27 protein-coding genes are annotated in these 24,395 nt (G+C 65.3%); 5 read left to right on the plus strand and 22 right to left on the minus strand.

Translation table 11 applies throughout. The features are described from left to right. The 11 genes from trbL to B5D38_RS21395 all read right to left on the minus strand — a co-directional run. Window positions 1-683: P-type conjugative transfer protein TrbL (gene trbL, locus B5D38_RS21345; protein ID WP_078710309.1), on the minus strand; the 683-nt coding region annotated here is incomplete at its 3' end. 4 nt (window positions 684-687) lie between these two features. After that, window positions 688-999 carry a putative entry exclusion protein TrbK-alt gene (trbK-alt, locus tag B5D38_RS21350; RefSeq protein ID WP_078708520.1) on the minus strand — a complete coding sequence of 104 codons (312 nt, stop codon included), beginning with the start codon at window positions 997-999 and terminating at the stop codon, window positions 688-690. Between the two features lies 1 nt (window position 1,000). Further along, window positions 1,001-1,756: a P-type conjugative transfer protein TrbJ gene (trbJ, locus tag B5D38_RS21355; RefSeq protein ID WP_078708519.1), complete on the minus strand. Its 756-nt coding sequence runs from the start codon at window positions 1,754-1,756 to the stop codon at window positions 1,001-1,003. Next, on the minus strand, window positions 1,753-4,173 hold the full coding sequence (trbE, locus tag B5D38_RS21360) for a conjugal transfer protein TrbE (protein WP_078708518.1): 2,421 nt from the start codon (window positions 4,171-4,173) through the stop codon (window positions 1,753-1,755). The genes trbJ and trbE overlap by 4 nt, the downstream gene beginning before the upstream one ends. A gap of 14 nt (window positions 4,174-4,187) precedes the next feature. Next, on the minus strand, window positions 4,188-4,469 hold the full coding sequence (locus B5D38_RS21365) for a VirB3 family type IV secretion system protein (protein WP_078708517.1): 282 nt from the start codon (window positions 4,467-4,469) through the stop codon (window positions 4,188-4,190). Beyond that, a complete protein-coding gene (locus B5D38_RS21370; RefSeq protein WP_078708516.1) occupies window positions 4,469-4,816 on the minus strand; it encodes a TrbC/VirB2 family type IV secretion system protein in 348 nt (115 codons plus the stop codon). The genes B5D38_RS21365 and B5D38_RS21370 overlap by 1 nt, the downstream gene beginning before the upstream one ends. After that, on the minus strand, window positions 4,813-5,799 hold the full coding sequence (trbB, locus tag B5D38_RS21375) for a P-type conjugative transfer ATPase TrbB (protein ID WP_078708515.1): 987 nt from the start codon (window positions 5,797-5,799) through the stop codon (window positions 4,813-4,815). The genes B5D38_RS21370 and trbB overlap by 4 nt, the downstream gene beginning before the upstream one ends. A gap of 182 nt (window positions 5,800-5,981) precedes the next feature. Further along, window positions 5,982-6,401 carry a ribbon-helix-helix domain-containing protein gene (locus tag B5D38_RS21380; protein ID WP_078708514.1) on the minus strand — a complete coding sequence of 140 codons (420 nt, stop codon included), beginning with the start codon at window positions 6,399-6,401 and terminating at the stop codon, window positions 5,982-5,984. Window positions 6,402-6,408: 7 nt separating this feature from the next. Next, on the minus strand, window positions 6,409-8,400 hold the full coding sequence (locus B5D38_RS21385) for a conjugal transfer protein TraG (protein WP_078710469.1): 1,992 nt from the start codon (window positions 8,398-8,400) through the stop codon (window positions 6,409-6,411). Between the two features lie 335 nt (window positions 8,401-8,735). After that, the gene (locus B5D38_RS22325) at window positions 8,736-8,960 is read right to left on the minus strand and encodes a hypothetical protein (protein ID WP_078710470.1); all 225 of its coding nucleotides are present in this window, start codon (window positions 8,958-8,960) and stop codon (window positions 8,736-8,738) included. Window positions 8,961-9,214: 254 nt separating this feature from the next. Next, entirely contained in the window at window positions 9,215-10,762 is a 1,548-nt protein-coding gene (locus tag B5D38_RS21395) for a putative bifunctional diguanylate cyclase/phosphodiesterase (protein ID WP_078710471.1), read from the minus strand. Between the two features lie 539 nt (window positions 10,763-11,301). On the opposite strand from B5D38_RS21395, the gene B5D38_RS21400 reads away from it, so the two are divergent. Then, the gene (locus B5D38_RS21400) at window positions 11,302-12,417 is read left to right on the plus strand and encodes a GGDEF domain-containing protein (RefSeq protein WP_078710472.1); all 1,116 of its coding nucleotides are present in this window, start codon (window positions 11,302-11,304) and stop codon (window positions 12,415-12,417) included. Between the two features lie 100 nt (window positions 12,418-12,517). Here the strand turns inward: B5D38_RS21400 and B5D38_RS21405 are convergent, their stop codons facing one another. Together B5D38_RS21405 and B5D38_RS21410 are read right to left on the minus strand one after the other, a co-directional pair. Then, complete coding sequence (locus B5D38_RS21405; protein ID WP_078710473.1) at window positions 12,518-12,712, minus strand: hypothetical protein; 195 nt, start codon at window positions 12,710-12,712, stop codon at window positions 12,518-12,520. A 223-nt stretch (window positions 12,713-12,935) separates the two neighbouring features. Beyond that, complete coding sequence (locus B5D38_RS21410) at window positions 12,936-13,181, minus strand: HU family DNA-binding protein (RefSeq protein WP_280949408.1); 246 nt, start codon at window positions 13,179-13,181, stop codon at window positions 12,936-12,938. 190 nt (window positions 13,182-13,371) lie between these two features. Here B5D38_RS21410 and B5D38_RS21415 point away from each other — a divergent pair, with 190 nt between their 5' ends. Beyond that, a complete protein-coding gene (locus tag B5D38_RS21415; protein WP_078710475.1) occupies window positions 13,372-14,349 on the plus strand; it encodes a sensor histidine kinase in 978 nt (325 codons plus the stop codon). Window positions 14,350-14,490: 141 nt separating this feature from the next. Here the strand turns inward: B5D38_RS21415 and B5D38_RS21420 are convergent, their stop codons facing one another. Beyond that, window positions 14,491-16,227, minus strand: a complete 1,737-nt coding sequence (locus B5D38_RS21420) for a relaxase/mobilization nuclease domain-containing protein (RefSeq protein WP_078710476.1) — start codon at window positions 16,225-16,227, stop codon at window positions 14,491-14,493. Between the two features lie 256 nt (window positions 16,228-16,483). Here B5D38_RS21420 and tnpA point away from each other — a divergent pair, with 256 nt between their 5' ends. The 3 genes from tnpA (at window position 16,484) to tnpC (ending at window position 19,323) form a co-directional block, all read left to right on the plus strand. Then, the gene (gene tnpA, locus B5D38_RS21425) at window positions 16,484-17,374 is read left to right on the plus strand and encodes an IS66-like element accessory protein TnpA (protein ID WP_116002899.1); all 891 of its coding nucleotides are present in this window, start codon (window positions 16,484-16,486) and stop codon (window positions 17,372-17,374) included. Next, complete coding sequence (tnpB, locus tag B5D38_RS21430) at window positions 17,368-17,721, plus strand: IS66 family insertion sequence element accessory protein TnpB (protein WP_078710482.1); 354 nt, start codon at window positions 17,368-17,370, stop codon at window positions 17,719-17,721. The genes tnpA and tnpB overlap by 7 nt, the downstream gene beginning before the upstream one ends. A 72-nt stretch (window positions 17,722-17,793) precedes the next feature. After that, entirely contained in the window at window positions 17,794-19,323 is a 1,530-nt protein-coding gene (tnpC, locus tag B5D38_RS21435; RefSeq protein WP_078710477.1) for an IS66 family transposase, read from the plus strand. 107 nt (window positions 19,324-19,430) lie between these two features. On the opposite strand, the gene B5D38_RS22655 is transcribed toward tnpC, so the two are convergent. From B5D38_RS22655 to B5D38_RS21475, 8 genes are all read right to left on the minus strand, one after another. Next, window positions 19,431-20,072 carry a lytic transglycosylase domain-containing protein gene (locus B5D38_RS22655; RefSeq protein ID WP_342587372.1) on the minus strand — a complete coding sequence of 214 codons (642 nt, stop codon included), beginning with the start codon at window positions 20,070-20,072 and terminating at the stop codon, window positions 19,431-19,433. Between the two features lie 191 nt (window positions 20,073-20,263). Then, window positions 20,264-20,809 (minus strand): S26 family signal peptidase, encoded by a 546-nt coding sequence (locus B5D38_RS21445; RefSeq protein ID WP_078710478.1) that lies wholly within the window; start codon window positions 20,807-20,809, stop codon window positions 20,264-20,266. Continuing rightward, window positions 20,806-21,369: a DUF2840 domain-containing protein gene (locus B5D38_RS21450; RefSeq protein ID WP_078710479.1), complete on the minus strand. Its 564-nt coding sequence runs from the start codon at window positions 21,367-21,369 to the stop codon at window positions 20,806-20,808. Before B5D38_RS21450 ends, B5D38_RS21445 begins: the two co-directional genes overlap by 4 nt. Before the next feature lie 523 nt (window positions 21,370-21,892). Continuing rightward, window positions 21,893-22,777 carry a replication initiator protein A gene (locus B5D38_RS21455; RefSeq protein WP_078710480.1) on the minus strand — a complete coding sequence of 295 codons (885 nt, stop codon included), beginning with the start codon at window positions 22,775-22,777 and terminating at the stop codon, window positions 21,893-21,895. Then, a complete protein-coding gene (locus B5D38_RS21460; RefSeq protein ID WP_078707140.1) occupies window positions 22,777-23,058 on the minus strand; it encodes a helix-turn-helix transcriptional regulator in 282 nt (93 codons plus the stop codon). The genes B5D38_RS21455 and B5D38_RS21460 overlap by 1 nt, the downstream gene beginning before the upstream one ends. 131 nt (window positions 23,059-23,189) lie before the next feature. Further along, window positions 23,190-23,729: a DUF2285 domain-containing protein gene (locus tag B5D38_RS21465; RefSeq protein WP_078707141.1), complete on the minus strand. Its 540-nt coding sequence runs from the start codon at window positions 23,727-23,729 to the stop codon at window positions 23,190-23,192. Next, window positions 23,635-23,961 carry a transcriptional regulator domain-containing protein gene (locus B5D38_RS22330; RefSeq protein ID WP_165690783.1) on the minus strand — a complete coding sequence of 109 codons (327 nt, stop codon included), beginning with the start codon at window positions 23,959-23,961 and terminating at the stop codon, window positions 23,635-23,637. The genes B5D38_RS21465 and B5D38_RS22330 overlap by 95 nt, the downstream gene beginning before the upstream one ends. Window positions 23,962-24,082: 121 nt before the next feature. Next, window positions 24,083-24,343, minus strand: a complete 261-nt coding sequence (locus B5D38_RS21475; RefSeq protein ID WP_078707513.1) for a DNA -binding domain-containing protein — start codon at window positions 24,341-24,343, stop codon at window positions 24,083-24,085. Between the last annotated feature and the right edge of the window lie 52 nt (window positions 24,344-24,395).

Raw genomic sequence — 24,395 nt, forward strand, 5'->3', positions numbered from 1 at the left:
AAACCGGCGGTGAACTCGGAGAACAGCGTCGAGCCGATGCCGATGATGACTGCGAGGACGAGCACTTTGATGCCGGATGAGATGACGTTGCCGAGCACCCGCTCGGCCATGAAGGCGGACTTGCCGAAGAGCCCGAAGGGGATCAGCACGAAGCCTGCGAGCGTCGTCAGCTTGAACTCGATCAGGGTGACGAAGAGCTGGACGGCGAGGATGAAGAAGGCGAAGAGCACCAGCGCCCAGGCGAGGAACATGCAGGCGATCTGGATGAAGTTCTCGAAGAACGACCAATAGCCCATCAGGCCGGAGATCGAGTCGAGCAGCGGGCGCCCCGCATCGAGACCGGTCTGCGCCACCTTGCCGGGGCGCAAGAGGTCGGCGGCGGTAAAGCCGGTGCCGGACGCCTTCAGGCCGAGACCGGCAAAGCTTTCGAAGATGATCCTGGCGAGGCTGTTCCAGTTGGAGATCAGCCAGGCGAAGACGCCGACGAAGAGAGTCTTCCGGACGAGGCGCGCGATGATGTCGTCATCGGCGCCCCAGGACCAGAAGAGGGCGGCGAGCGTCACATCGATGACGATCAGCGTGGTGGCGATGAAGGCAACCTCGCCGCCGAGCAGGCCGAAGCCGGAATCGATATAGCGGGTGAAGACCTCGAGGAAGTGGTCGATGACGCCGGTGCCCTGCATGGCGCTAACGGGCCTCCGGCTTTATCCGCGGCGGGACCGGCAGGCGGTCGCGGATCCAGTCGTCGTTCGCCGACAGAAAGCGGCGGCGGTTCTCCGCCCAGGTCTCGAGACAGGCGGCATCGTGTATGGCGGCCTCGCCGATCCTGGCACAGCGGATCATCTCCGCCCGCAGCGGATTGGCCGGGATGGCCGAGCTCGGCACCGATGCCTCTGACGCTGGTTCCTCCTCCCTTCCGGCCCCACCCAACACCGCGACGGCCAGAGCGACGGCCACGAAGACGCCGGCAGCGAGCCGGGCAAAGTGCTCCGCCTGCATCTCAATCGCCGTAGAACATTTGCGCGCTGCCGGGTTCATAGCCGGCGCCAGGCGTCAGGAACCGTCGGCGCTGCTCGCGGCCCTGATCGGCGGCTGCCGCCTGTTCGGCCGATTGCAGCGCGTGGGCCCGTCCGTCCGCGGCAACGACAGCAACGAGATCGGCGAGCTGCTGGGCCTGCAACGCCAGGAGCTGGTTGCCGGCCTGCGTCGCCTGCAGGGCACCGGTCGCGCCCTGGCTCTCGCCAACGAGCGCCGACATCTGGGTCCGGTTGGTGTCGAGATTGCCGACGACGCCGGCCTGAACGCGCATGGCGTCCTGCAACCCCGCCACGGTGTTCTGCCAGCGAGTCTTGGCGGCTGCGATCAGGTCCTGATCGGAGGTCGAAGTCGAGGCCGCGCCATAGGTGGAGGAAAAGGCCTGGTCGATCTCGCCGACGTCGAAGGCGATCTTCTGGGCCTGATCGAGAAGCTGCCGGGTGCGGCTGATCGACTGCTGCAGCTGCTGCAGCGAGGAGTATGGCAGGCTCGCCAGATTGCGCGCCTGGTTGATCAGCATCTGCGCTTCGTTCTGAAGCGAGGTGATCTGGTTGTTGATCTGCTCCAGCGCCCGGGCCGCCTGCAGCACGTTCTGGGCGTAGTTCGTCGGGTCGAAGACGAGCCAGGCGGCCGCAGCAGGTGTGACGGTCATCGGCGACAGAGCAACGGGAGCGATAAGCGCCGCAGCCAGCGTCTGACAACGCAAAGCATGAGGGATCATGACGGCATCTCCAGATTGGCGAGATCGGCGGCCCAGGCAAGGCCGCGGCGCTTCAGCCAGGCGGCAAGGAAGCCGTCCGGGCCGTATTGCGCGAGGACATCCTCGATCTCGGTCTGGTCGGTCTTGGCGGAGGCGGCGCAAAGGGCGAGCGCGATCTCGCCGAGGCCGAGCTCGAACAGGCGGTTGCCGCGCCGGCTCTGGCAGTAGTAGTCGCGCTTCGGCGTCGCGCGGGCCAAAATCTCGATCTGACGATCGTTGAGACCAAACTTGCGGTAGATCGATGCGATCTGCGGCTCGATCGCCCGCTCGTTCGGCAACAGGATGCGGGTGTGGCAGCTCTCGATGATCGCCGGCGCGATCGGACTGCCGTCGATGTCGGAGAGCGACTGGGTGGCGAAGACGACGGAGGCGTTCTTCTTCCTCAACGTCTTCAGCCATTCGCGGATCTGGCCGGCAAAGCCCTCATCATCGAGGGCGAGCCAGCCTTCGTCGATAATGAGAAGTGTCGGTGAGCCGTCGAGCCGATCCTCGATGCGGTGGAAGAGATAGGCCAGCACGGCCGAGGCCGCGCCGGTGCCGATCAGGCCCTCGGTCTCGAACGCTTGAACGGACGCTTCGCCCAGATGCTCAGCCTCGGCATCGAGCAGCCGGCCATAGGCGCCACCGAGACAATAGGGCTGCAGGGCCCGCTTGAGGACGTTCGACTGCAGGAGAACGGAGAGCCCGGTGATGGTGCGCTCGGTGATAGGCGCCGTACTGAGCGAGGTCAGTGCCGTCCAGAGATGCTCCTTGACCTCCGGGGTGATGGCTATGCCCTCGCGCGTGAGGATCGCGACGATCCAGTCGGCCGCCCAGGCGCGCTCGGGCGTGTCGGGAATGCGCGCCAGCGGCTGCAGAGAGACAGAGGCACTCTCGGTCAGCCCGCCGCCGAGGTCGTGCCAGTCGCCGCCCATGGCCAGCGCCGCGGCGCGAATACTCCCGCCGAAGTCGAAGGCGAAGACCTGAGCGTTTCGATAGCGGCGGAACTGCAGCGCCATCAGCGCGAGCAGCACGCTCTTGCCGGCGCCGGTCGGCCCGACCACCAGCGTGTGGCCGACATCGCCGACATGGAGCGACAGGCGGAACGGCGTCGAGCCCTCCGTCTGCCCGAAGAGCATCGGCGGCGCGCCGAGATGCTCGTCTTTGTCTGGTCCCGCCCAGACCGCCGAGAGCGGGATCATGTGGGCCAGGTTCAGCGTCGAGATCGGCGGTTGGCGGACATTAGCATAGACATGGCCCGGCAGCGAGCCGAGCCAGGCATCGACCGCGTTGATCGTCTCGGGCATCGCCGTGAAGTCGCGGCCCTGGACAACCTTCTCCACCAGCCGCAACTTCTCCTCGGCAATCCGGGGATCCTCGTCCCAGACGGTGACCGTCGCGGTGACGAAGGCGGCCCCGGCATAGTCGGCGCCCAGTTCCTGCAAAGCGAGGTCGGCATCGGCCGTCTTGTTGGCGGCGTCCGTGTCGACCAGCACCGAGGCTTCGTTGGTCAGAACCTCCTTGAGGATGGCCACAAGGGATTTGCGCTTGGCGAACCACTGCCGGCGGATTTTGGTCAGCAGCCGGACGGCATCGACCTTGTCGAGGAGGATGGCGCGGGTCGACCAGCGATAGGCGAAGGCGAGCCGGTTCAGCTCGTCGAGAATGCCGGGCGTGGTGGCGGTCGGAAAGCCGGTGATGGTGAGAACGCGCAGATGCGCGATTCCCAGCATCGGCTCCAGGCCGCCGGTGAGCGGCTGGTCGGCGAGCAGCGCATCGAGGTGCATCGGCACCTCGGGTACGCGCACGCGCTGGCGCTTGGTCGAGATGGTGGCGTGGAGGTAGGAGAGCGTCTCGTGATCATCGAGCCATTGGCACTCAGGCATGAAGCTTTCGATGAGCTGCAGGACACGGTCGGTGCGGTCGATGAAGCCGCGCAGGACCTCGCGGGCGTCGATGCCCTTGCCGCTCTTCCCCTCGTAGAGCCAGCCCTCGGTGCGCGCGGCCGTCTCCGCCGGCGGCAGATAGACGAAAGTGAGAAAATAGCTCGACTCGTAATGTGCGCCTTCGGCTTCGAACTCGGCCTTGCGCTCGGCATCGACCAGCGCCGAGGCCGGATCGGGAAAGGTGCTTTCCGGATAGCGCTGCGCGCCGAGCCGAACGGCCTCGACGAAGAGTGCCCAGCCGGAGCCGAGGCGGCGGAAGGCGTTGTTGAGCCGGGCGGCAACCGCCACCAGCTCGGCCTCCACGGCGCTGTCGAGGTCAGGCCCGCGAAACCGGGCGGTCCTTTGCAGGCTGCCGTCCTTGTTGAGGACGACGCCGGCCTCGACCAGGGCGGCCCAGGGCAGGAAGTCGGCGAGCCGAGTGGCGGTGCGGCGGTATTCGGCAAGGTTCATCATTGTGCGCGCCTTCCTCAGAGATCCAGGTGGCCGGGAATGCGCAGATGCCGGCGCACGGCATCGGCAAACAGCGGATCGCGCCTCGCCGCCCAGACGGCGGCGAAGTGACCGATCGCCCATAGGGCAAGTCCAACCAGCCAGAGGCGCAGGCCGAGCCCGAGGACGGCGGCGAGCGTGCCGTTGAGGATGGCGATGGAGCGTGGCGCGCCGCCAAGCAGGATCGGCTCGGTCAGCGAGCGGTGCACGGCCACGCTGAAGCCGGCGACCTCGCCGGCGGAAGTGAAAGAGGCGGCCATCAGACCAGCGCTCCGCCGCCGAAGGAGAAGAACGACAGGAAGAAGCTCGAAGCGGCAAAGGCGATCGACAGGCCGAAGACGATCTGGATCAGCCGGCGAAAGCCGCCCGAGGTGTCGCCGAAGGCCAGCGACAAGCCAGTGACGATGATGATGATCACCGCGACGATCTTCGCCACCGGCCCCTCGATGGATTCGAGGATCTGCTCCAGCGGCTCCTCCCACGGCATCGATGAGCCGGCAGCGTGGGCGGCCGAGGCCAAGGCGATGTTGGCTGCCCCGATGGTCGCGGCTGTTGCAGTGATGCGCCGACCAAGAGATCGGCGAAGGCAATGAGGGCGAGAGATCATGCGCGGTCTCCGGTGCGAGGCGGAAGGGTGGGCGTGATGCGGTAGTCGCCATGGCGGTCGAGACCGACGACGCGGGAAAGCTCGGCGAGGCGGCGTGAGGATCCTCGGCCGGAGAGCACGGCGACGAGATCGATGGTCTCGGCGATCAGCGCCCGCGGGACGGTGACAACGGCTTCCTGGATGAGCTGCTCCAGCCGCCGCAGCGCGCCGATGGCGGAGCCGGCATGAATGGTGCCGATGCCTCCAGGATGGCCGGTGCCCCAGGCCTTCAGGAGATCGAGCGCCTCCGGCCCCCGCACTTCGCCGATGGGTATGCGGTCGGGCCGAAGGCGCAACGATGAGCGCACCAGATCGGAGAGCGAGGCGACACCGTCCTTGGTGCGCAAGGCGACGAGGTTTGGCGCGGCGCACTGCAACTCGCGCATATCCTCGATCAGCACCACGCGATCGGCGGTGCGGGCGACTTCGGCGAGCAGCGCGTTGGTGAGCGTCGTCTTGCCGGTGGAAGTGCCACCGGCGACAAGGATGTTCTTCCGCTCGGTGACAGCCTGGCGCAGCTGCGCGGCCTGATCGGCGCTCATGATGCCGGCAGCAACGTAGTCCTCCAGTGTGAACACGGCGACCGCCGGCTTGCGAATGGCGAAGGCCGGTGCGGCGACGACCGGCGGCAGCAAACCCTCGAACCGCTCACCGGTCTCCGGAAGTTCGGCCGAAACGCGCGGCGCGCCCGCATGAACCTCTGCGCCGACATGATGGGCGACGAGCCGGACGATCCGCTCGCCGTCGGCCGCAGAGAGTCTCTCGCCGGTTTCGGCCAGCCCTTCGGCGAGCCGATCGATCCAGAGCCGGCCATCGGGGTTCAGCATCACCTCGACGACGCCCGGATCCTCCAGGTATCCGGCAATCGCCGGTCCCAGCGCCGTGCGCAGCATGCGCGCCCCGCGTGAGACCGCCTCCGAATGCTGATGCGAAGAAACCGCCATCTTGTCCCCATTGCCGGCGGCCCGCCGACGGCGGCTCCGGATCGGGGACGATTAAGAGAACCGGAAAAGGGACGAGTTCAACAGGTCCCGGACAGCCGTCGTAGCCTGGCGAAGAAAGACAGGCGATCGGCGAAGTGGCGTTCAGCGAGGGTGTGGACGACGACGACCTATCACTCGTTGTGCTATGGATCGATATCCTCGGAGATCTCTTGCCTGAGCTTTGGGCCCTTGGCGAGCCGTCGGCCGAGCGCCGCGACGAAGGCATCGTAGCGTTCGCCGGCCTGAGCGCGTGCGGCCGCCTGCGTGGTCTCTGGCAGCGGCGGATTGGAGATCAGCCAGAAGCGCACGAAGAGGGCGAGCATCTCGACCGAGATGCCGAGATCACGCTCGATCCGTGTCAGCCGGCGATCAAGCTGGTCGAGACGCTTGGTCGTGGCCGCTTCCTGCCGCTCGGCAGCATCCGGGGACAGGAAGGAGGCGATCGCCGCTTCGGCGACGAGGGACCGCGAATGGTCGCGGCGGGCGGCATATTCGGCGAGAGCCTTCATGATCGGCGGATCGAGATAGACCGACAGGCGCTGCTTCTTTTGCGGCTTGTTCATCGGCGCCTCACAAATCCATGCCGTCGGCGGGATCGAGCGAAACCTGCCGCGCCACGCCCTGCATCAGCCGGTCGACGCGGCCGATCCGCGCCGCGTCGTCATCAGCGTCCGCATCGAAGTCGAGATCGAATTCGTTGGTGGGCGGCATCGCCGGTTGTTCGATCGGTTGGACGCGGGCCAGCTCCGGCTGCTTGCGGCGCTCTGAGCCTGCGGGGTCCTCATCGTCGCCGGAGGCGCCGTTGGCAGTCTCTGCGGCGCTTGCCGGCTGGGTCGGCATCGGCAATGTGCTCCAATCGTCGGCAGCCGAAGCGTCCTGCTTGATCAGCACCGGCGGCGGCAGCACCCGCTCGGCAAACCTCGCGTCCTCGAAGTACCGCGCCTTCTTCGCCCGGATCGGCGGTGTGCCTGCCACCATGACCATCTCGTCCGCCGGCGGCAGTTGCATCACCTCGCCGGGCGTCAGCAGCGGCCGCGCCGTCTCCGAACGCGACACCATCAGATGGCCGAGCCAGGGCGACAACCGATGGCCGGCATAATTCTTCATCGCCCGTAGCTCCGTGGCGGTACCCAGGGCGTCCGATACGCGTTTGGCGGTGCGCTCGTCGTTGGTCGCAAAGCTCACCCGGACATGGCAGTTGTCGAGGATCGAGTTGTTCGGTCCATAGGCCTTCTCGATCTGGTTCAGCGACTGCGCGATGAGGAAGGCCTTCAGCCCATAGCCCGCCATGAAGGCGAGCGCGCTTTCGAAGAAGTCGAGCCGCCCCAGCGCCGGAAACTCGTCCAGCATCAGCAAGAGCCGATGTCGGTTGCCCTTCGCTTGCAGATCCTCCGTCAGCCTGCGGCCGATCTGGTTGAGGATCAGGCGGATCAGCGGCTTGGTGCGGGCGATGTCGGAGGGCGGCACGACGAGGTAGAGCGTCACCGGCTGTGCACCGCTGACGATGTCCGCGATGCGCCAGTCGCAGCGCCGCGTCACCTCGGCCACGACCGGATCGCGGTAGAGGCCGAGGAACGACATGGCGGTGGAGAGGACGCCGGAGCGCTCGTTGTCCGACTTGTTGAAGAGTTCGCGCGCCGCGCTGGCAATGACGGGGTGCGGCCCGGCATCGCCCAGATGCGGCGTCTTCATCATCGCGGCGAGCGTCGCCTCGATCGGTCGGCGAGGATCGGAGAGGAAGGCGGCAACGCCAGCCAGCGTCTTATCCTCTTCGGCATAGAGGACATGGAGGATGGCGCCGACGAGCAGCGCGTGGCTGGTCTTCTCCCAGTGGTTCCGCTTCTCGAGCGAGCCTTCCGGATCGACCAGGATGTCGGCGATGTTCTGGACGTCGCGAACCTCCCATTCGCCTCGACGAACTTCGAGCAGCGGATTGTAGGCGGCCGACTTCGGATTGGTCGGGTCGAACAGCAGCACGCGGCCGTGCCGCGCACGAAAGCCGGCGGTGATCTGCCAGTTCTCGCCCTTGATGTCGTGAACGATCGCCGAGCCTGGCCAGGTCAGCAGCGACGGCACGACGAGACCGACGCCCTTGCCGGAGCGTGTCGGGGCAAAGCACAGCACGTGCTCAGGTCCATCATGGCGGAGGTAATGGCAATCGAGCTTGCCGAGCACGACGCCGTCGGACCCAAGCAGCCCAACCGCCTTCACCTCATCCGGCCGCGCCCAGCGGGCTGAGCCGAAGGTCTCGGCGTTCTTCGCCTCTCGCGCCCGCCAAACGGACAGGCCGATCGCGACTGCGATCGCGAGGAAGCCGCCAGACGCGGCGATGTACGCGCCCTCGACGAAGACCGGTGGCGCATAGGCGTCGTAGAAGTACCACCACCAGAAAAAGGCCGGCGGAGCGTAGACCGGCCAGCCCGCCAGCGCGAACCAGGGCACGCCGAGTTGCGCCTGAAACCCAAGTCGCCAGGCCGTCCACTCTGTCGCCGCCCACGTCGTCGCGAGGACGATCGCAACGACGATGACAATCTGCCCCCAGAGGATCTTTGATGCCGGCACGCTCTTCTCCTTTCCGGAGAAAGTCGGGCGGGGCGCCGGGGCGGTTCAAGCGGCTATCGGGAGATCGGCGAGACCGTCGCGCGATGGCGGAGAACGACAGGGAATGGTGCGCATCCGGTTATTTCGTCATTCAGATTACTCTCGCGGCATCCGCAAGAAGACACGAACATCACCGACTTTCGTCGACAAACATCGGCATCAGCCGGGACGGCTCCTAGTCTCGTGAATGAGTGGGAGCTACAGGAACTGCCACGTCCATTGGCACAGCGGTCGCCGGCTGTCACTCGCGGCGGAGTTGCCGGGAATAACCAGGGCGGCCGCGATAACCTGCGGCGTCACCGGAGGTAGCCGCGATCGTACAAGCTGCGTCCATCTTCTGAGAGGCGGACCACAACGCTGCCGTCCCCCTGCCTGGAAAGGGTGATCAGATTACGCGCTTCGAGAACGCGAAGAAATCCCGCGTCTTCGGGAGAAAAGCTGTCTAGGTTTTTTTCGGCTGCAGCCAGCTGGCGAAGGATGACGTTAGCCCCAGCCGCCAAATCCAGTAGCCGCTTCGGCATGTTAGCTCCCTTGGTATCTGTCGGGACCCTCCTCGCGGACAGTAGAAGGCAACGCAGCTACCTCCACCAAGGCGATATGCATCTTCACCCGTCCGTCCAGCATCATCATTTACCTATGTGACGCTTACCACTCCTGGAATGGTTTCCCTAAACTTGAATCCTGAGTGGCGTGCCTCCAGTTCGCGGCTGGCGGCATCCACGTATTTGTGTCCCTCTCGTTCGTGTGGCGGCAGCAGATCCCCAGGCGGCGCATGTCAGGCGACGGCCCGGTCTCTTGCCCAATCGTGCTTACCGCGGAGCAACCTCACGGTTTCGTCGAATGCAACGGGGCGGCTGAAGAAATAGCCCTGGCCGTCGGTGCAACCCTCCTGCTGCAGGGCCAGTTTCTGGGCGCGATCCTCGACACCTTCGGCGACGATCTCCAGCCCCAGTCCCTTGCCGAGCCCAAGCAAAGCACGCACGATCGCCGCGCTCTCCTGTTCCCTCGTCATGCGGTCGATGAAGCTGCGGTCGATCTTGATGACGTCGAACCTGAAGCTGCGCAGGTGGAACAGGCTGGTGGCGCCAGTCCCGAAGTCGTCCAGCGCGATGCGGATGCCGGCCTCGCGCAGGGCGCCGAGAACGTCCTTGGCGGCCTCGAAGTCCCGGACGATCGCGTTTTCCGTGATTTCGAGCTCAAGCCGATACAGGGCCAGTCCTGTGTCCTGCACAATGGTTAAAATGCGCTCGGCCAGACCCTCGTCGCGGAGGAGGACGGGAGAGATGTTGACGGAAAGCCCAATCGGTTCGGGCCAGTTTCGGGCGTCCTCGCAGGCGCGTCGGAGGATCTGGTCGGTCAGGCCGGCGATGAGCCCGCTATCCTCCGCAACGGGGATGAACCGATCGGGCGGAACGGAGCCGAGGTCAGGGTGCGACCAGCGCGCCAGCGCCTCGAAGCCGCGGATTCCCCCCGTCTTCAGGCAGACGATGGGCTGGTAAACGGGAAAGAGCGCTTCGGTGCCGATGGCTGCCGACAGGTCCCGCTGTAGCCTGTCCCGCTCGCGCGCTTCCCGGACCATCTCGTCCTGGAAGAACGCGAAACCCGAGACCCCGCTGGCCTTGACCTTGTAGAGCGCGACGTCCGCCTTGCGCAGAAGCTCGGCGGGGTCGGTGCCGTCGCGCGGAATGATGGCGATGCCGATACCGGTCCCGACCGAATGGTGGTCCGAACCGATGACGATGGGCGCCTCCAGGCATTGCAGGATATGGGTGGCGATGCTGGTCGCGCCCTCCGGACCCGGGATGTCGCGGACGACGATCGTAAATTCGTCGCCGCCGGTTCGCGCCAGAAGATCGCCCTCGCGCAGGGCGCCGGCGATACGCTTGGCCGCCGAACTCAGCACCTCGTCTCCCCTGGCATGGCCGAAGCTGTCGTTGACCTTCTTGAAGCCGTTGAGATCGAGAACGAAAATCGCATGCACACGCTCCGCGCCAGGTGGAATGGCGACCGCCGCGGCCAGTGCTTGCTGCAACTGCCTGCGATTCGGCAGCCCCGTCAGGTGATCGTGGAGCGCCAGAAAGCGGGCGTGATCTTCAGCTGCGATTCGCTGCCTGATCTCGCGTTCCTGCTCGGCGATCCGGCGCCAGCCGAAAAGAGCAAGTCCGCCGAACACCAGGACACCGAGGCCGATCAACTCCACGACTTCGACGCGCTGGTCGAAGGACAGTTCGCCGCTCGCGTCGAACAGGAAGGCAGAAGCTCCAGCGGCCGCGAAGACAGCAATAAGAATTCCCGCGTCGCTCAGGGTCACCCTATGGCGCATGGCCCTCTCCCAAAATCCCTGTCCTGTTCGCGACAATTTTCGCTCCCAAAGTATCAACGTCAGGGGCTCGTCGCCGCATTTCCACGACTACGGGTTCGACGGCCAACCGCTGGTCTTGTTCCAGATTTTCGGTGTGGGAGCTTAACAGGGTGCAAAGATTGCCATTTCTGTGAGCGACAGACGCTTGAGGGTGAGATGCACGTTCGGCTGCACCCCGAGCCTGCTCGAAGGCGATCAAGGGCATACTGTGCTGGGCAGACCGGCAGACCCGTTGCTGTTGCGATCTGTTGGACGAACATTCGCACTTGCCGGGTCACTGACCCGAATGCGTTCTTTGTCAATAGTCCATGACAACGGCGGCGTGGCTCCCACGATGCGGACCAGGATGGTGCCGATCGCGGAATCTTGGGCGTCGTGCATTATTTAGGCCTAGGAGAGAACCATACGCTCGGAAGACAGATAAAAGGCCAAGGCGGAAATTAACTCAGCAAAAACAATGGGAATTTAGGATCGCGCTCATCACCGGAAGCGGAGATCGCATGTCCTTTTCCGACTTCCTGCTCCGGCTCGTGAACGACCTTGGTATCTTTTCGCTCGTCGTGATGTGCTACGGCGCAACGATCCGGCGCTTCCAGCCGGGCTTGGTGAAGTTCGCAATCCTGGGCCTTCTATTCGGCGCGGGGACAGGATTCGCCATGGCCAATGGAGCCGGGCTGATGCCTGGCCTTCTGATCGATCCGCGAGGCGTCATGCTGGTGCTGGCGGGGTACTTCGGCGGCCCGATCGCCGCGATGGCGGCCTCTGCAATCGCCACTGTCGCGAGGATCTGGATCGACAGCAGGGTCGCGGCGACCGAGATCGCCGGTATATGGGCTATTACAGTAGCCGGCGTTGTGTTCGCCCGCCTTTTTCTTCCGGCTGACGGGTTAGCGTCGCTTCGGCAGTTCTTGGCGCTCGGCGTCGTCGCCAGCGTCCCGTTTGCTTTTGCGCTGGTATCACCGGTGCCCTATTCGAGCGGCGTTCTCCTACAGGCATTCCTGCCGCTGGCGATTGCGACGGTAATCGGTGTCGTCGTCCTCGGTCACTTCCTTTGCGCCGAACAGCGAGAGATCGCTCTCAAACGAAAGCTCGAAAAGGAGGCCTTCGTCGATCCGCTGACCAACTTGCCAAACCGGCGTAAGCTCGAGCGCAAGGCGGGCTCGATCATCGACGATGCTCGCCGCAGCGGAAGCCCAGTCTCGACTCTCGTCATCGACATTGATCGCTTCAAATGCATGAACGATCGCTTCGGGCATGACGTCGGCGACAAGGTCCTGAAGGACGTCGCTGCCGTGGTTCTCGCCAACGTGCGCGCCGACGACGCCGTTGCGCGGTACGGCGGGGAGGAAATCGTCGTGGTGATGCCGAGGACCGGTCTGACGACAGCTTCAGTCATCGCCGACAGAATCCGAGCCGTTGTCGACCAGGAGGTTTTCCATGGGGACCGCGACTCCGGAAAGGTCACGGTCAGCGTTGGCGTTGCGACGCACCAGGGCGCTGGCGTCAGCTTCAAATCGCTCTTTAAGGATGCTGACGAAGCTCTCTATCGCGCCAAGCAGCGGGGGCGCAACCGTGTCGAACTGGCGTCGCCGACCAGCGTATCAGCAGTGGCTTGAGTTTTGTGACTGGCATATCGACTGCCCCAAATCACAGCGACATGGCGGCCTGATCAACGGATGTGTGAACAACCGTGTCTCAACGGATAGACTGACTCCCTCAGCTTCGGTCCTGCGGCGAGCGTTCCCGTTCAGCCGCGGAGACCAAGTCCGCCGCCGCTTCCATCTCGTGGATGGCCGTCTTTAGATGCGTCTCGGCCTGAGGCAGTCTCAGCCCCCGCGTGATGGTCACCATGTCTCGCAACTGCTGGACCATGGCTCGCAACGTCACAAGACTCCATTGCCTTTCAGGCATTCATGCCCTCCATCAGCACCGAAGCCAGAACGCGCTTCATTCATCCAAAAGATTGCCGACGCGCTACGATTGATTCGACTAAGTCATATCGCCAGTATCTGAGCAGGCAATCACAACAAGCAGGTTCGAAACATAGTGCCTGAACCGGCAGCAGCGCTCTGCGGCTGCAATTGGTTCCCTATTTGTTGACGGCCTCCTTGAGACCCTTGCCGGGCGTGAACTTCTACACCGTCCGAGCTGGGATGGCTGCCGTGGCGCCAGTGGAAGGGTTGCGGCCCATCGATGCCGCGCGTTGCGACACGCCAAATGTTCCGAACCCAACGAGGCGAAGATCCTCGCCCTTGGCCAGGGTTTCGGTGACGACGTCGAATATGGCGCCAACCGCTATGACGACATCCTTTTGCGGCAGAGATGTTTTCTCGGCCACGGCCGCTACCAACTCGCTCTTGTTCATGATCCTTCCTTTCACGATGCTCCGGACAAACTAGATGCGACAAATCATGCGGCCAGAACCACGCCGAAATATTTAGCTAGCTAAGCCAGGTTTTCCATAAGTTTCAATCGGATCCCAATCCATGGACACTTTCGCCGGATCAGCCTAATACTCGCAGGTCTTGGCTTCGGGACAGGCTGGGCGTGTTTTGCGTTTTGGGGGAAGCATGGCTCGGTTGACCCATCTGGACGTTCCCGATTTTTTTCGAGCGCGTTGTCCGCCTATCGTCAGTCAAGTCGCCTTTGCCCTGGTCTGCACCGGCGCCGCTATCGGTCTTAGGATGCTGTTTGACCTTTGGCTCCCCGGCGCTGGGCCGTTCGCCCTGACGATGCCCGCCGTGCTCATCGCCACGCTCTTCGGCCGATGGCTGGCGGGAGCTCTCACCGAGACGATCTCGGCTCTTTATGCGTGGTATTTCGTGCTGCCGATCGAAGGCAGTTTCGCGTTTCACACGGCTTCCGATAAGCCGCGTGTTCTGGTCAACGTTCTTGCCGGCTTCTTCGTGGTTGCGCTGGCCGAGATGTTTCGTCGCACCGTCAGGCGGGCGCTGGCCGATCGTGAGACGCTGCTCCTGGAGCTGGAGCATCGCGTCAAGAACAACTTCGCCGCAATCGCCTCCGTTGTGCGCCTGCAACTCCACAACGCCCAGGACGAAACGACGCGGGATGCGCTTCAATCGGCGTTGGGCCGAGTGGAGAGCTTCTCGCGGGCGCACAGCTTCCTCTACCACGGCTTTGACCGCGTCGGCATGGTGGAAATGCAAAGCTATCTTGGAGAGCTCTGCGAAGCTCTGGTGGTGCCTTTGAGCGATGCCCATGTTCGGATCGACTGCGATGTTGCCTCCGTCTTTTTGCCGCGCGATCGGGCGGTGACGATCGGGCTTCTGGTCAACGAGGTGACGACCAACAGTGTCAAGCATGCGTTCGGCGGCCAGACCGAATGCAGGATTCGGATCGCCTTTGCGGAACTACCGGACGGCTATCAGCTCGAGGTCGGCGACAACGGGCGCGGCATGACGGCCGAGGCACGGCCAGGTTCGTTCGGCCTAAAGCTCATCAACGCGCTCGCGGCGCAGGCCAATGCGTCCGTCCAGATCGAGACTGGTTCATCGGGAACATCTTTTCGGTTTACACTGTCTCGATAATTGCCTCGATGCCGTCCGGCGGAATCGCCGAGGAGAAGGGGTAGCCCCGCAGTTCGTTGCAGCCGACCCGCGACAACGCGATCAGTGATGCAAATCGCGTTGCGGTCTCATGCGAGAGGACCGAGAAGCGAGGACCGTTAGCTACAGTCCCAATCCGCGCCTGCGCCCAAAACTCCAGTCGACGCCGCCGTCGTTGCGGGTGATGCCCGAGACGTGGCGACCAAGCTGCTTTTCGAGCGAGGGCGTCCACGGCACGAGTTGAAAGCCGAGACCGTCGTCGATCATGGCGAAGCGGCCGGAGGCGAGCGCGAAGCGCTGGCGATAACTACCGGCGACGTACTCGCCGCTGTTGGCGCGGTTGAATGGCAGGCCTGTTTCGGCCGCGAGCTTTTCGCCCAACGCCTGGAGCTCGCGCTGGCGGAGCGTCCCGATCAGATTGCGGGAGAAGACGAGCCGTTGGCCCTGTCGTTCAGCGAGCCCTTGATCGATCAGGTGCTCGACACGGCGATCCATGGCGTCGCGGACCTCGGCGCCGAAGCCGCCGCCGAGCGGAACCGGCTCGCGCGCGATGGCCTGCCGGTCGAGCCAGGTAGCGCCGACGGCGGTGATCTGAGCCTCGATGCCGAGATCCGATCGAACCGCAAGAGCAACGCGACGCTGGCCCTGCGCATCATCGAACCCTCGCAGCTCGACAATTGAGCCCGGAGCGCTGTCACCTGCCGCGTTGAGATCCGGCAGCTTGAAGTGATGGGTGCGGCCGTCGACGCCGTCGACGACGGCGAAGGCCGTGCCTTTGAGCTCGTCATCCAAGCCGCGGGCAACGAGGCGGCCGACAACCGGATCGGCGATGCTTTCGGCCGCGAGCACATAGCTCGCGGCGCCTCGCTCGATGCCGCGCTCGGTCAGTCCCCGATGAATGCGCTTGATGATGTCTCCACGCTCACCCAGTTCCCCGAGCGTCGTCTCGGCACGATCGGAGAGCGTCCATTGGCCGGGCGCAATTTGCTGCGCGAGGCCAAGGCTCTCCAGCTTACGGAGCCGTCCGACCTTCAGCACGTCGAATTCGTCGGGCTGCCGATCGGCCCGAGGCGCCGTGTCGATCAGCCCCGTCCGATAGCCGTCCCGCACAAGCTGGCGATCGAGATCGGTCCAGCGCTCGGCGTCGATTTGACGTTCGAGGGTCTGCCGGATCTCGTGCTCGGTGCGTAGCCCCAGTTCCTGGGTGATGAGATCGCGCGCCTGATCGCGCATGCCTTCCTTGATGTAGTCGCGCGCGATGACGAGGTTCTCGCCGTCGTCACGCACGCCGCGCACGATCAGATGGACGTGCGGGTGCTCGGTGTTCCAGTGATCGACGGCGGCCCAATCGAGCCTGGTGCCGAGATCGCTCTCCATCTGGTCGACGAGATCACGGGTGAAGCCCTTAAGGTCGGACATCTCTAGCGCGTCATCGGGCGAGACGATGAAGCGGAAGTGGTGGCGGTCGTCTTCGCAGCGTTCGGCAAAATCCTTCGCGTCGACCTCATCGCCACCGGGGCCGAACAGACGAGTCTTCTCGCCGTCGCGGGTGACGCCCTCGCGCTGGAGATAGCCGAGGTGCGTCGCGAGCGATGCGGTGCGTCCGCTGTGGCGGACGACTCGGGCCTTGATGACGGCGCCCCGCGAGCGCGAAGTGATCAGCCGATTGGCCTGGATCGAGGCGCGCTGCCCGCGCCCGAGGCGGGACCGCGCGGGTGAGCCGATCTTGCCTCCGCGGGACACCGTGCCGCCGGCGCGTTCGACGGCCGCCAGAGCCTGGGCAATGAAGGGGCGCGCACGCTGGGCTCTGCTCGAGCGGATGCGGCCGGGCCGAATGCGGAAGTCGTCGTCGCTCGTCATGGCTAGCGCACCGCACCTCGCTTCGAAGCGCTGATACGCTTGAGAAAGAGCGCTCGCCAAAGGCTGCGCCGATCGGGCGCACATCGCGATTTGGTCCCGCGAGCCCCTGCCAATCCACGACCGTCCCTCAGCGCACCTCGCGCGCCTTTATCCTGCCCTCTTAATCGGCTGTGTGTAAGCGTGCGGTCCCGACACGTCCTTCGGGGAGTGCAAAAGCGAAGCATGTGGGGTTCCTTCGCGGCATGGAGGATCTCCGATGAATCTGAGACATTTCGAGAACACGGCGCGGCAGACCTGGTGGCGGGTGCACATCGATGCGTGGCGTCAGAGTGGGCTGGATCGGACGAACTATTGCCGCCAGCTGCGGCTGTCGAAGTCGACCTTCGATCGCTGGCTGACCTATCTGGCCGGCAAGGATGCGGCGCGCCAACATGCGGAATACCAAGCGGAACTGCGCCGCCAGAAGCGGATCGAAGAGCGGCGGAAGCAGCGCGTCCGACACCGCTATGCGGTGAGCACGGACATGCGCAGGCGGGGCGTCCAGGCGTTCTGGGCGATGCATGTGGAGGCGATGAATTGGAGCGGCATGGGCGTGCGCGAATACGCGGCCGCTCTGCAACTGTCCTCGTACTCGCTGCGTCTCTGGCGCGACCGGTTGGACGAGGGCGAGGTGGAGATCGACTGGCGGGCGCATCTTCATCCCTCCGCCCGTCCTCTCGTTGGCACTAGTGCCAGGGAGCCGGCATCGGAAAGCCGCTTGACAAGCCCTCCAGACGACGGTCCGAAAGCGCCCGCGCGGCCAACTCGCCGCTTCTTCAGCGACGAGGACAAGCGTGCCATCGTGATGGAGACCGACCAGCCGGGCGCCAGTGTCTCGTCCGTCGCACGCAAGCATGGGATCGTCACAGGTCTGCTGTTTCGCTGGAGGGTGCAGTTCGGCGTGGCGCAGAAGAAGCGGGCAAAGCTCGCGCCTGTCGCGATGGCGGATGGCACGCCGGCGGCGCTTTCGTTGCAGAAGTTCGTGCAGCCGCCGAACGGAATGATGGCCGTCGATCTCTCGGACGGGCGGCGGGTGTTCGCGCCGACCGGCAGCGACCCGGATGACGTGCGGGCACAGGCCGCATGCAGCGGAACCGCATCATGCTGATCGTTCCGGCTGGCGTGAAGGTGCATCTGGCGCTGGGCACCACCGATATGAGGAAGGGACTGGATGGGCTCGCCATGCTGGTCCAGGAGGTGCTGAAGAAGGATCCGTTCTCGGGTCATCTGTTCGCCTTCCGCGGCAGAAAGGCGTCGCTGCTGAAGATCCTGTTCTGGGACGGCAACGGACTGTGTCTGTTCACCAAGCGGCTCGATCAGGGCAGCTTCGTGTGGCCGGTGATGGCGGGCTTCGACGGCTCGATCACGCTGACGCCCGCGCAGCTTGCCATGCTGATCGAGGGCATCGACTGGCGGGCGCCGGAACGCGTATGGAAGCCCGCACTGGCGGGCTGAGAACGCGCCGCCAAACGGTTCTGAATCACCTGGAATCGTTGGGTTCCGGCGGGTCTTGTGATAGAATCGGTCATGTTGATCGATCTCGACGACCTGCCATCCGATCCGGCGCTTCTGCAGCGTCTCGTGCGCGACATGGCGGCTGTCGTCGAGAGCCGCGACGGGGAGATCGAGCGCCTTCAGTCCATCATCAAGAAGCTGCAGCGAGCGCAGTTCGGCCGCCGCTCCGAGCGCTTCGATGCCGATCAACTGGCGCTGGCGCTGGAAGACCTCGATGCCGATATTGCCCGCATCCGCGAAGGCCAGCCCACTGTCGGCAAGGTGGCGAGGGAACGTCCGCTCGGTCGCAAGCCGCTGCCTGACCATCTGCCGCGCGAGGATGTTGTGCTCGACGTGGACGGCATGGTCTGTGCATGCTGCGGCGGACCGCTGCATGCGATCGGTGAGAGCCAGGCCGAGATGCTCGACTGGGTGCCGGCGCAACTTCGCGTGATTCGCACCATCCGCCCCAAATACGCCTGCCGCGTCTGCGAGACCGTGGTGCAGGCGCCGGCGCCGGAGCGGCTGATTGCCGGCGGGCTGGCGACGCCGGCGCTGATCGCACAGGTGCTGGTCAGCAAATATTGCGATCACACGCCGCTTTATCGCCAGTCGCAGATCTTCGCCCGCCACGGCGTCGATCTCGCCCGCTCGACGCTTGCGGGTTGGGTCGGCGGCGCCTGCTGGTGGCTCGAAGCTCTGCACGAGCGCTTGGCGAAGTCCGTGTTCTCGTCCGACCATCTTTTTGCCGATGACACGCCGGTTCCGGTGCTGGATCCTGGCCGAGGGCGGACCAAGACGGGGCGGTTGTGGGTCTATGCCCGCGATCAGCGCGGATGGTCGGGGCCTGAGCCGCCGGCGGCGGTCTATCTGTTCGCGCCCGATCGCAAGGCGGAGCGTCCGGCTGCGCATCTCCAACACTTCAGGGGCGTGCTGCACGTCGACGGCTATGCCGGCTTCGAGCCATTGACCGGTAAGGGAGACATCGTTCTCACCGCCTGCTGGGCACACACGAGGCGCAAGTTCTACGATGTGGCTCAGGCTACCAACTCGCCGATCGCGGCCGAGACCTTGCGCCGGATCGGCGAGCTCTATGCCGTCGAGGCGGAGGTGCGCGGCCAGTCGCCGCCGCATCGCCTTGCGGCGCGGCAAAGCCGGTCCAAGCCCATCATCACTGATTTGCGCGCTTGGCTGGATGCTCAGCTTGCACAGATCTCCGGCCGCAGCACGCTGGCCGAAGCCATCCGCTATGCGCTCTCGCGCTGGCAGGGCCTGGCGCGCTTTCTCGAGGACGGTCGCATCGAGCTCGACACCAATCCCGTCGAGCGTGCAATCCGGCCGGTCAGCCTCGGTCGCAAGAACCATCTGTTTGCGGGTAGCGACGGCGGTGGCGAACGCTGGGCGATCCTGTGCTCTTTGATCGAGACCGCCAAGTTGAACGATGTCGAGCCTTACGCCTGGCTCGTCGACGTGCTGCAGCGCATGGTCGACGACCATCCCGCCAATCGCCTCGACGAGCTTCTGCCCTGGGCCTGGAAGGCTGCAAGATCCGTCAAGTCGTGACATCACGTGTATCAACCGGACGGATACCACTGCGCCCTCCCGCAACGCCCAGCCTACCGCCGTCAATATCCGCAACCCCTCTGGGCCGCGCTGAAGCACGATCGACCTCATGGCTGGCCTTCCGTCGGAGTGATCCGCACAAACAGCCCGTCCGGCGGCGGCTTCCGGGGAGAGAATAGGCGCAGCAAGGACGCTGCCGCGGCTGCACCGGTTTGCCCGTCAGCACGCCGTGGGGCAGCAGCCGGCGTGACGTTGCTGCTCCGAACGAATAGCGGCGACTGCGTCCAGTCGACAGGGGCAGCGGCAATTTCAGGGTAAGAGCCAGACGCATCGGCGCCGATCATCGGCGCGAGCTTTGCCACATAGGTCTGCGTTTCAGCCGGCAGTGGACGGCCGAGGAGCAGGTTCTCCTCGTAGCGCCGGGGACCCGCATTGTAGGCGGCGAGGAAGCCGGGCGAGCCGTAGCGATCGAGCATCGTGCGCAGATAGGCGGTACCGGCGAGGATGTTATCGCGGGTGTCGAACGGGTCCGATCCCAGACCCATTTCGGTGCGCATCTGCTGCCAGGTGTCCGGCATAACCTGCATCAGTCCCATGGCGCCGGCCGGCGAGATGGCGTCGGCGTCGCCGTTGCTTTCGGCGGCGATGACGGCGCGGATCCAATGCGGCGGGATGCCAAAGCGCTGTGAAGCTCCGGTGATCGCGGCGCCGACTGGATCGACAGTCGCGATGCGCTCCGGCGGGAACACCTGCGCTCTTCCCACGCTCGGAGAGGCCATAGCAAGCAAGAGACCTGGAACGAGGAGAAGCCGCCAGCGACAGCTCGGTGCCCATCGCCTGCTTTGATTCCGGCCAAGTGGCGCGAGTGTCGTCTCTGTGCAGGGGGGCGGGCCGAAAGCGCGCCATCCGGCACCGGTCGCAGAGGCGGCATCCGCGCCGGTCACCATGCCGGCCTCCGCCATTCGAAGCGGCCGTCGCCATCTGTGTCGGTGACGATGGGAATGGCGCGGCCGATGACGGTGCTCGCCGGAAGCGGGCCAAAATATCGCCCGTCGAAGCTGTCGCGGACGCTCGTGTTCATCAGGAAGACGTCGCCCTCGGCGATGCGCCGGCAGCCCTGCCAGCGTGGAAGCGGGCGACCCATGCGGTCGCCGTCGAGCGCTTCTCCGACGGATTTGCCGTCGAGCGTGATCCTGCGGCCGTCGCGGCAAACGTTCTGACCAGGCAGGCCGAGGATGTGCTTGATCAGCGGCACGCCGCGCGGGAGATAGTCACGATCGGCCATAAACCGTGCCAGCGGTTCCGGCGGCATCGCGGCGACGAGATCGGCGGCCTCGAGCGTGTCTGCCGGCATGATCCGGTAAAGCCCGATCGGCGCGCTGGCCGAGGCGTTCCAGAGCAGTTTTGGCGCCGACGGGGTGGCAAGCGAACCGCCGACGAGCGCTACCGCGACGCAGCTCGCGGCGAGGATGGCCGCGCGCGTCATGGCATGCGCTCTCCCGATAGATCTGCACGCGCCTCTCCTTCGCCGTGCCGGTCGTCGGTGATCCTCTGGCGCAGTTGGTACGCCGAATGCTGTTCGCGAGTGTAGACCCGCGGCTCGTGACCAGCGGTGAGGCGGTTGTGAACGTGCCGCCAATAATCCGGCGCGACGGTGCATGGATCGATGCCGAGGGCCTCGACGGCATCGATCATCTGCAACACACGCTCGACCTTCGGCCAGCCGGCGATCTTGAGCAGGATATCGCTGCCCGGTCGCACGAAGGGCAGCGTCTGATAGGGCTCGCCGGGTGCAACCGCGCGCACGATGTCGATCCGCGAGATCACTGTGCCATAGTCGTTCGCTGCCCAGCGGACGAAGGCGAAGACGGCGCCGGGAGCGAAGAACAGCAGGCGCCGGCGGCGATCGAGATGCTGCTCGCCCGCCTTGCGGCCGAAGCGGATCCAGAACTCGATCTTCTTCTCGATCCAGGTGAGCTCGACGCAGGTCAGGTCGTCGAGCGGCTGCGTTTGAGTGCCTGTTCCGGCAGATGGATCGCGCCTCATCGGGCGCCTCCATAGTCGCAGTCCCATGCGCGCGCTGGCGGGAGCCCGCGAACTGCGTCACAGTGAACGACGAGATGGCGGCGGACCGGGTGCTGGTTGGACGAGGCGTCGCGGCCGCGACGTGTCGGTGCTCTCCGTTGCACGTCGCTTCCCGGCCGTGCCGAGCGTGTCAGCCTGTTATTGGGCAGGTCCGGGTCGCTCCTGCCGCGAGCGCTTCCTCCTTCTTTCCGGAAACCCTTATGGCCACCGCTATGGCTGCCGAACTCGGCTCCATGGCCAAGCCCAACGTGCCCGTTCCCCGGCCCTTGCTGCGGCCTGTCGAGCGCGCTTCCGCCGGCCTTGTCCACCGGCGGGCAAATCGTGGGGTCCGTTAGTAAGATTCCGAAGGAATCTACGTTAGTAAAGTTACGGGCGCCGCAAGCCGCTGATCGCGCTTGCGAAACGGGCGATCTTGGTCCCCGATAGCACGAGGATCCGGTCCCCGATAGCACGACGGGTCGGGTCCCTGATAGCACGAGACGATTCACAGCTTATCCCCAGCTTGTACACAAGCAGATGGAGCACGAGACGGTGCGCCGAACGCGGCCGCGCCGATCGGCGCGAAGGACAGCCGGGCGGGGGCGTCCTCGATCTGCTCCAGCGTGAGCCGGTAGCCTGGCAGGCGCTGGCGGCGGACGATCTCGCGCAGGTCGTAGGCAAAGTGCTTCAGCGGCGAGAGGCTGCCGGACTTGGCGTGGAGATGCTGGAGATCGAAGCTCCAGCCGTATTGCTGCCGGCCGCCATGCTTGCGCACGAGACGGTAGAGCCAGCGCTCGAGCCCGCCGGTCAGCGCGAAGTATGCCCGGTCGATGGTAAGGACGAGCGCATCGTCGAGGACGGCGGCATAGAACCAATCCGGCAGGATCAGCTCCAGGCCGAGCGGCCGGCCATGGGCGTCGGCCTTCTCCTTCCATTCGTTGATCCAGGAGAAGCGATGCATCCGCCGCTCGGCCGGCTGGCGGATCGAGGTGGCGATCGTGGTCGACTGCAGCCGGTCGAGCGCCGACTTGAGGCGGGCGTAGTCGCGCAGCGACACGCCACGGCCGGCGAAGGTGAGGATATCATAGGGTGTCGCGGCCATCAGCCGCGAAGGGCGAAGTCCGGCATCGCGGGCCCCGACGATCTGCGAGGCCGCCCAGATCAGCACGTCGGCATCCCAGATGGTGGCCATCCCGTGCTCAGGCACCGCCTCGACGCGGATGACGATGGTGCCAGCGCGATAGTCGATCGGCGCCAGACGCTTGGACTTGGCCAGAGAGAAGAACGGATAGGCCATGAGGTCCTGGGCGTCGCGCGGGGCAAGATCACCGGGCAGCGCCCGGAAGAGATCGAGCTGCTCGCGTTCGGCCTTGTGGGGATGAGCCGGCATCAGCGGGCGTCGCGCCCAGTGGTCCGCAGCAACGGCGAGGCATGCCGCTTGGCGGGAAGCAGCGAGCCGCGCGGATCGGAAGTCGAGGTGACGGCGCCGCGGTCGGCCCAGGCCTGGAGATCGTCGAGGCAATAGACGACACGGCCGCCGAGCTTGCGGTAGGCGGGGCCGGTGCCATAGGTGCGGTGCTTCTCGAGGGTGCGGCCGGAAAGACCAAGGAAGCGGGCGGCTTCGGGCGTGCGGAGATAGCGCGGCGGCAAGCCGGGGATGGTGGGCGTCATGATCGGGCCTTCGAGGGTTGAATGAGGCCGCCGGCGATCGGCGGCGAACGAAGGCCACGGTGGCGGAGAAGCGCCGCGCAGAGGGAGGGCGAAGAGGGAAAGCGAAAAATCGCCCCCTCGGCGGCAAAGGGTCAGTCGTGGCGGCGATGGCGGAAGAGATCGCGATAGCCGCCGCCGACCAGGCGGGTGCCCTCGCGCACGAGCCGTTTGACCTTGTCGCGCAGAGACGAGGTCTTCCACATCTCGTCGGCGAGCCGACCGGCACCGAACAGGACCGCAGCGATCTCGCGGTGGGTGGCGCCACAGCTTCGTCCGTCGAAGGCCTGCAGCGCTTGCCGGATGGTGTGGCGCCGCTGCGGCGTCAGCCGATCGTCGGGCGGAATGCGGCGACCGGCGAGCACATGCCGGTAGCGCTCCAGCGCGCGCAGCCGGTCAGGAAGATCGGCATCCAGCGGAACGATGGCGGCAAGGGCATCGTCGGCCGCGATGCCCGGCAGAACGAAGACATGGAGGGAGGAGAGGCCGGCGCCGAAGGCAAGGTCGAGACCATCAGTGCCAGCCGGAGCGGCGCCGGCGTCAGGCGGCGGAGCAACCTCGCCGGCAACAGGGGCAAGAACCGGCTTCTGCGTCAGCAGCACCGTCGCCGGATCGACCTCGGCCGTCCAGAACACCGTCGCATCGTTCGCCGTCTCGCTCGGTGCCGTTGGGAAATCGGATCCCCCAGCGCAGCCGCATCAGGCGCGCCAGATGCGCGGCGTTGCGCGCATGGTCCTGCACCTCGGCAAAGTCGCGCTGATAGTCCGGATTGCGGCGCAGGCACTCCCAGGCGAGATCGGAACCCGTGAGATCGTCGAGATAGTCGTAGTCGGACGAAGACCGCCATCGCGATGCATCAGGCACCATGGCATCCTCCTTGCCGCAAAACGCGCGGCTGCTGATGCCTTGAAAGATTCCCGCTGCGATTGTGCTTGGGAAGTCCGCCTGCCGGCATCACCCGATGCGGCGCCAGCATCACGGGGTGCAGTCAGTGCTGCTCTTCGCGCGCGAGAAAGCGATAGCCGGTCGTGCTCATCCAGCGGGCGCGGGCGAGATGGGCCTCATAAACATGCCTTGCGCGCTCCGGCTCCCGTGCCGGATCAAGCCCGAACAGCACAGCAGCCACCTCCTGCCAGTCGGCGCCGTCGGCCGCCGCGTCGAGAAGCCGCACGTAGAGCTTCACATGCGCGCGGTCGTAGTCGGTCAGCCCGTCGCTCTCGGGCGGCGCATCGTGTAGTGGCGAAGTGATCATGGCGGCCCTCGCAGAGGCTCCAGCGTCGGCGCTGCGATAGCACGGCGGC

The sequence above is a fragment of the Consotaella salsifontis genome, from assembly GCF_900167365.1.
GTDB lineage: Bacteria > Pseudomonadota > Alphaproteobacteria > Rhizobiales > Rhizobiaceae > Consotaella > Consotaella salsifontis.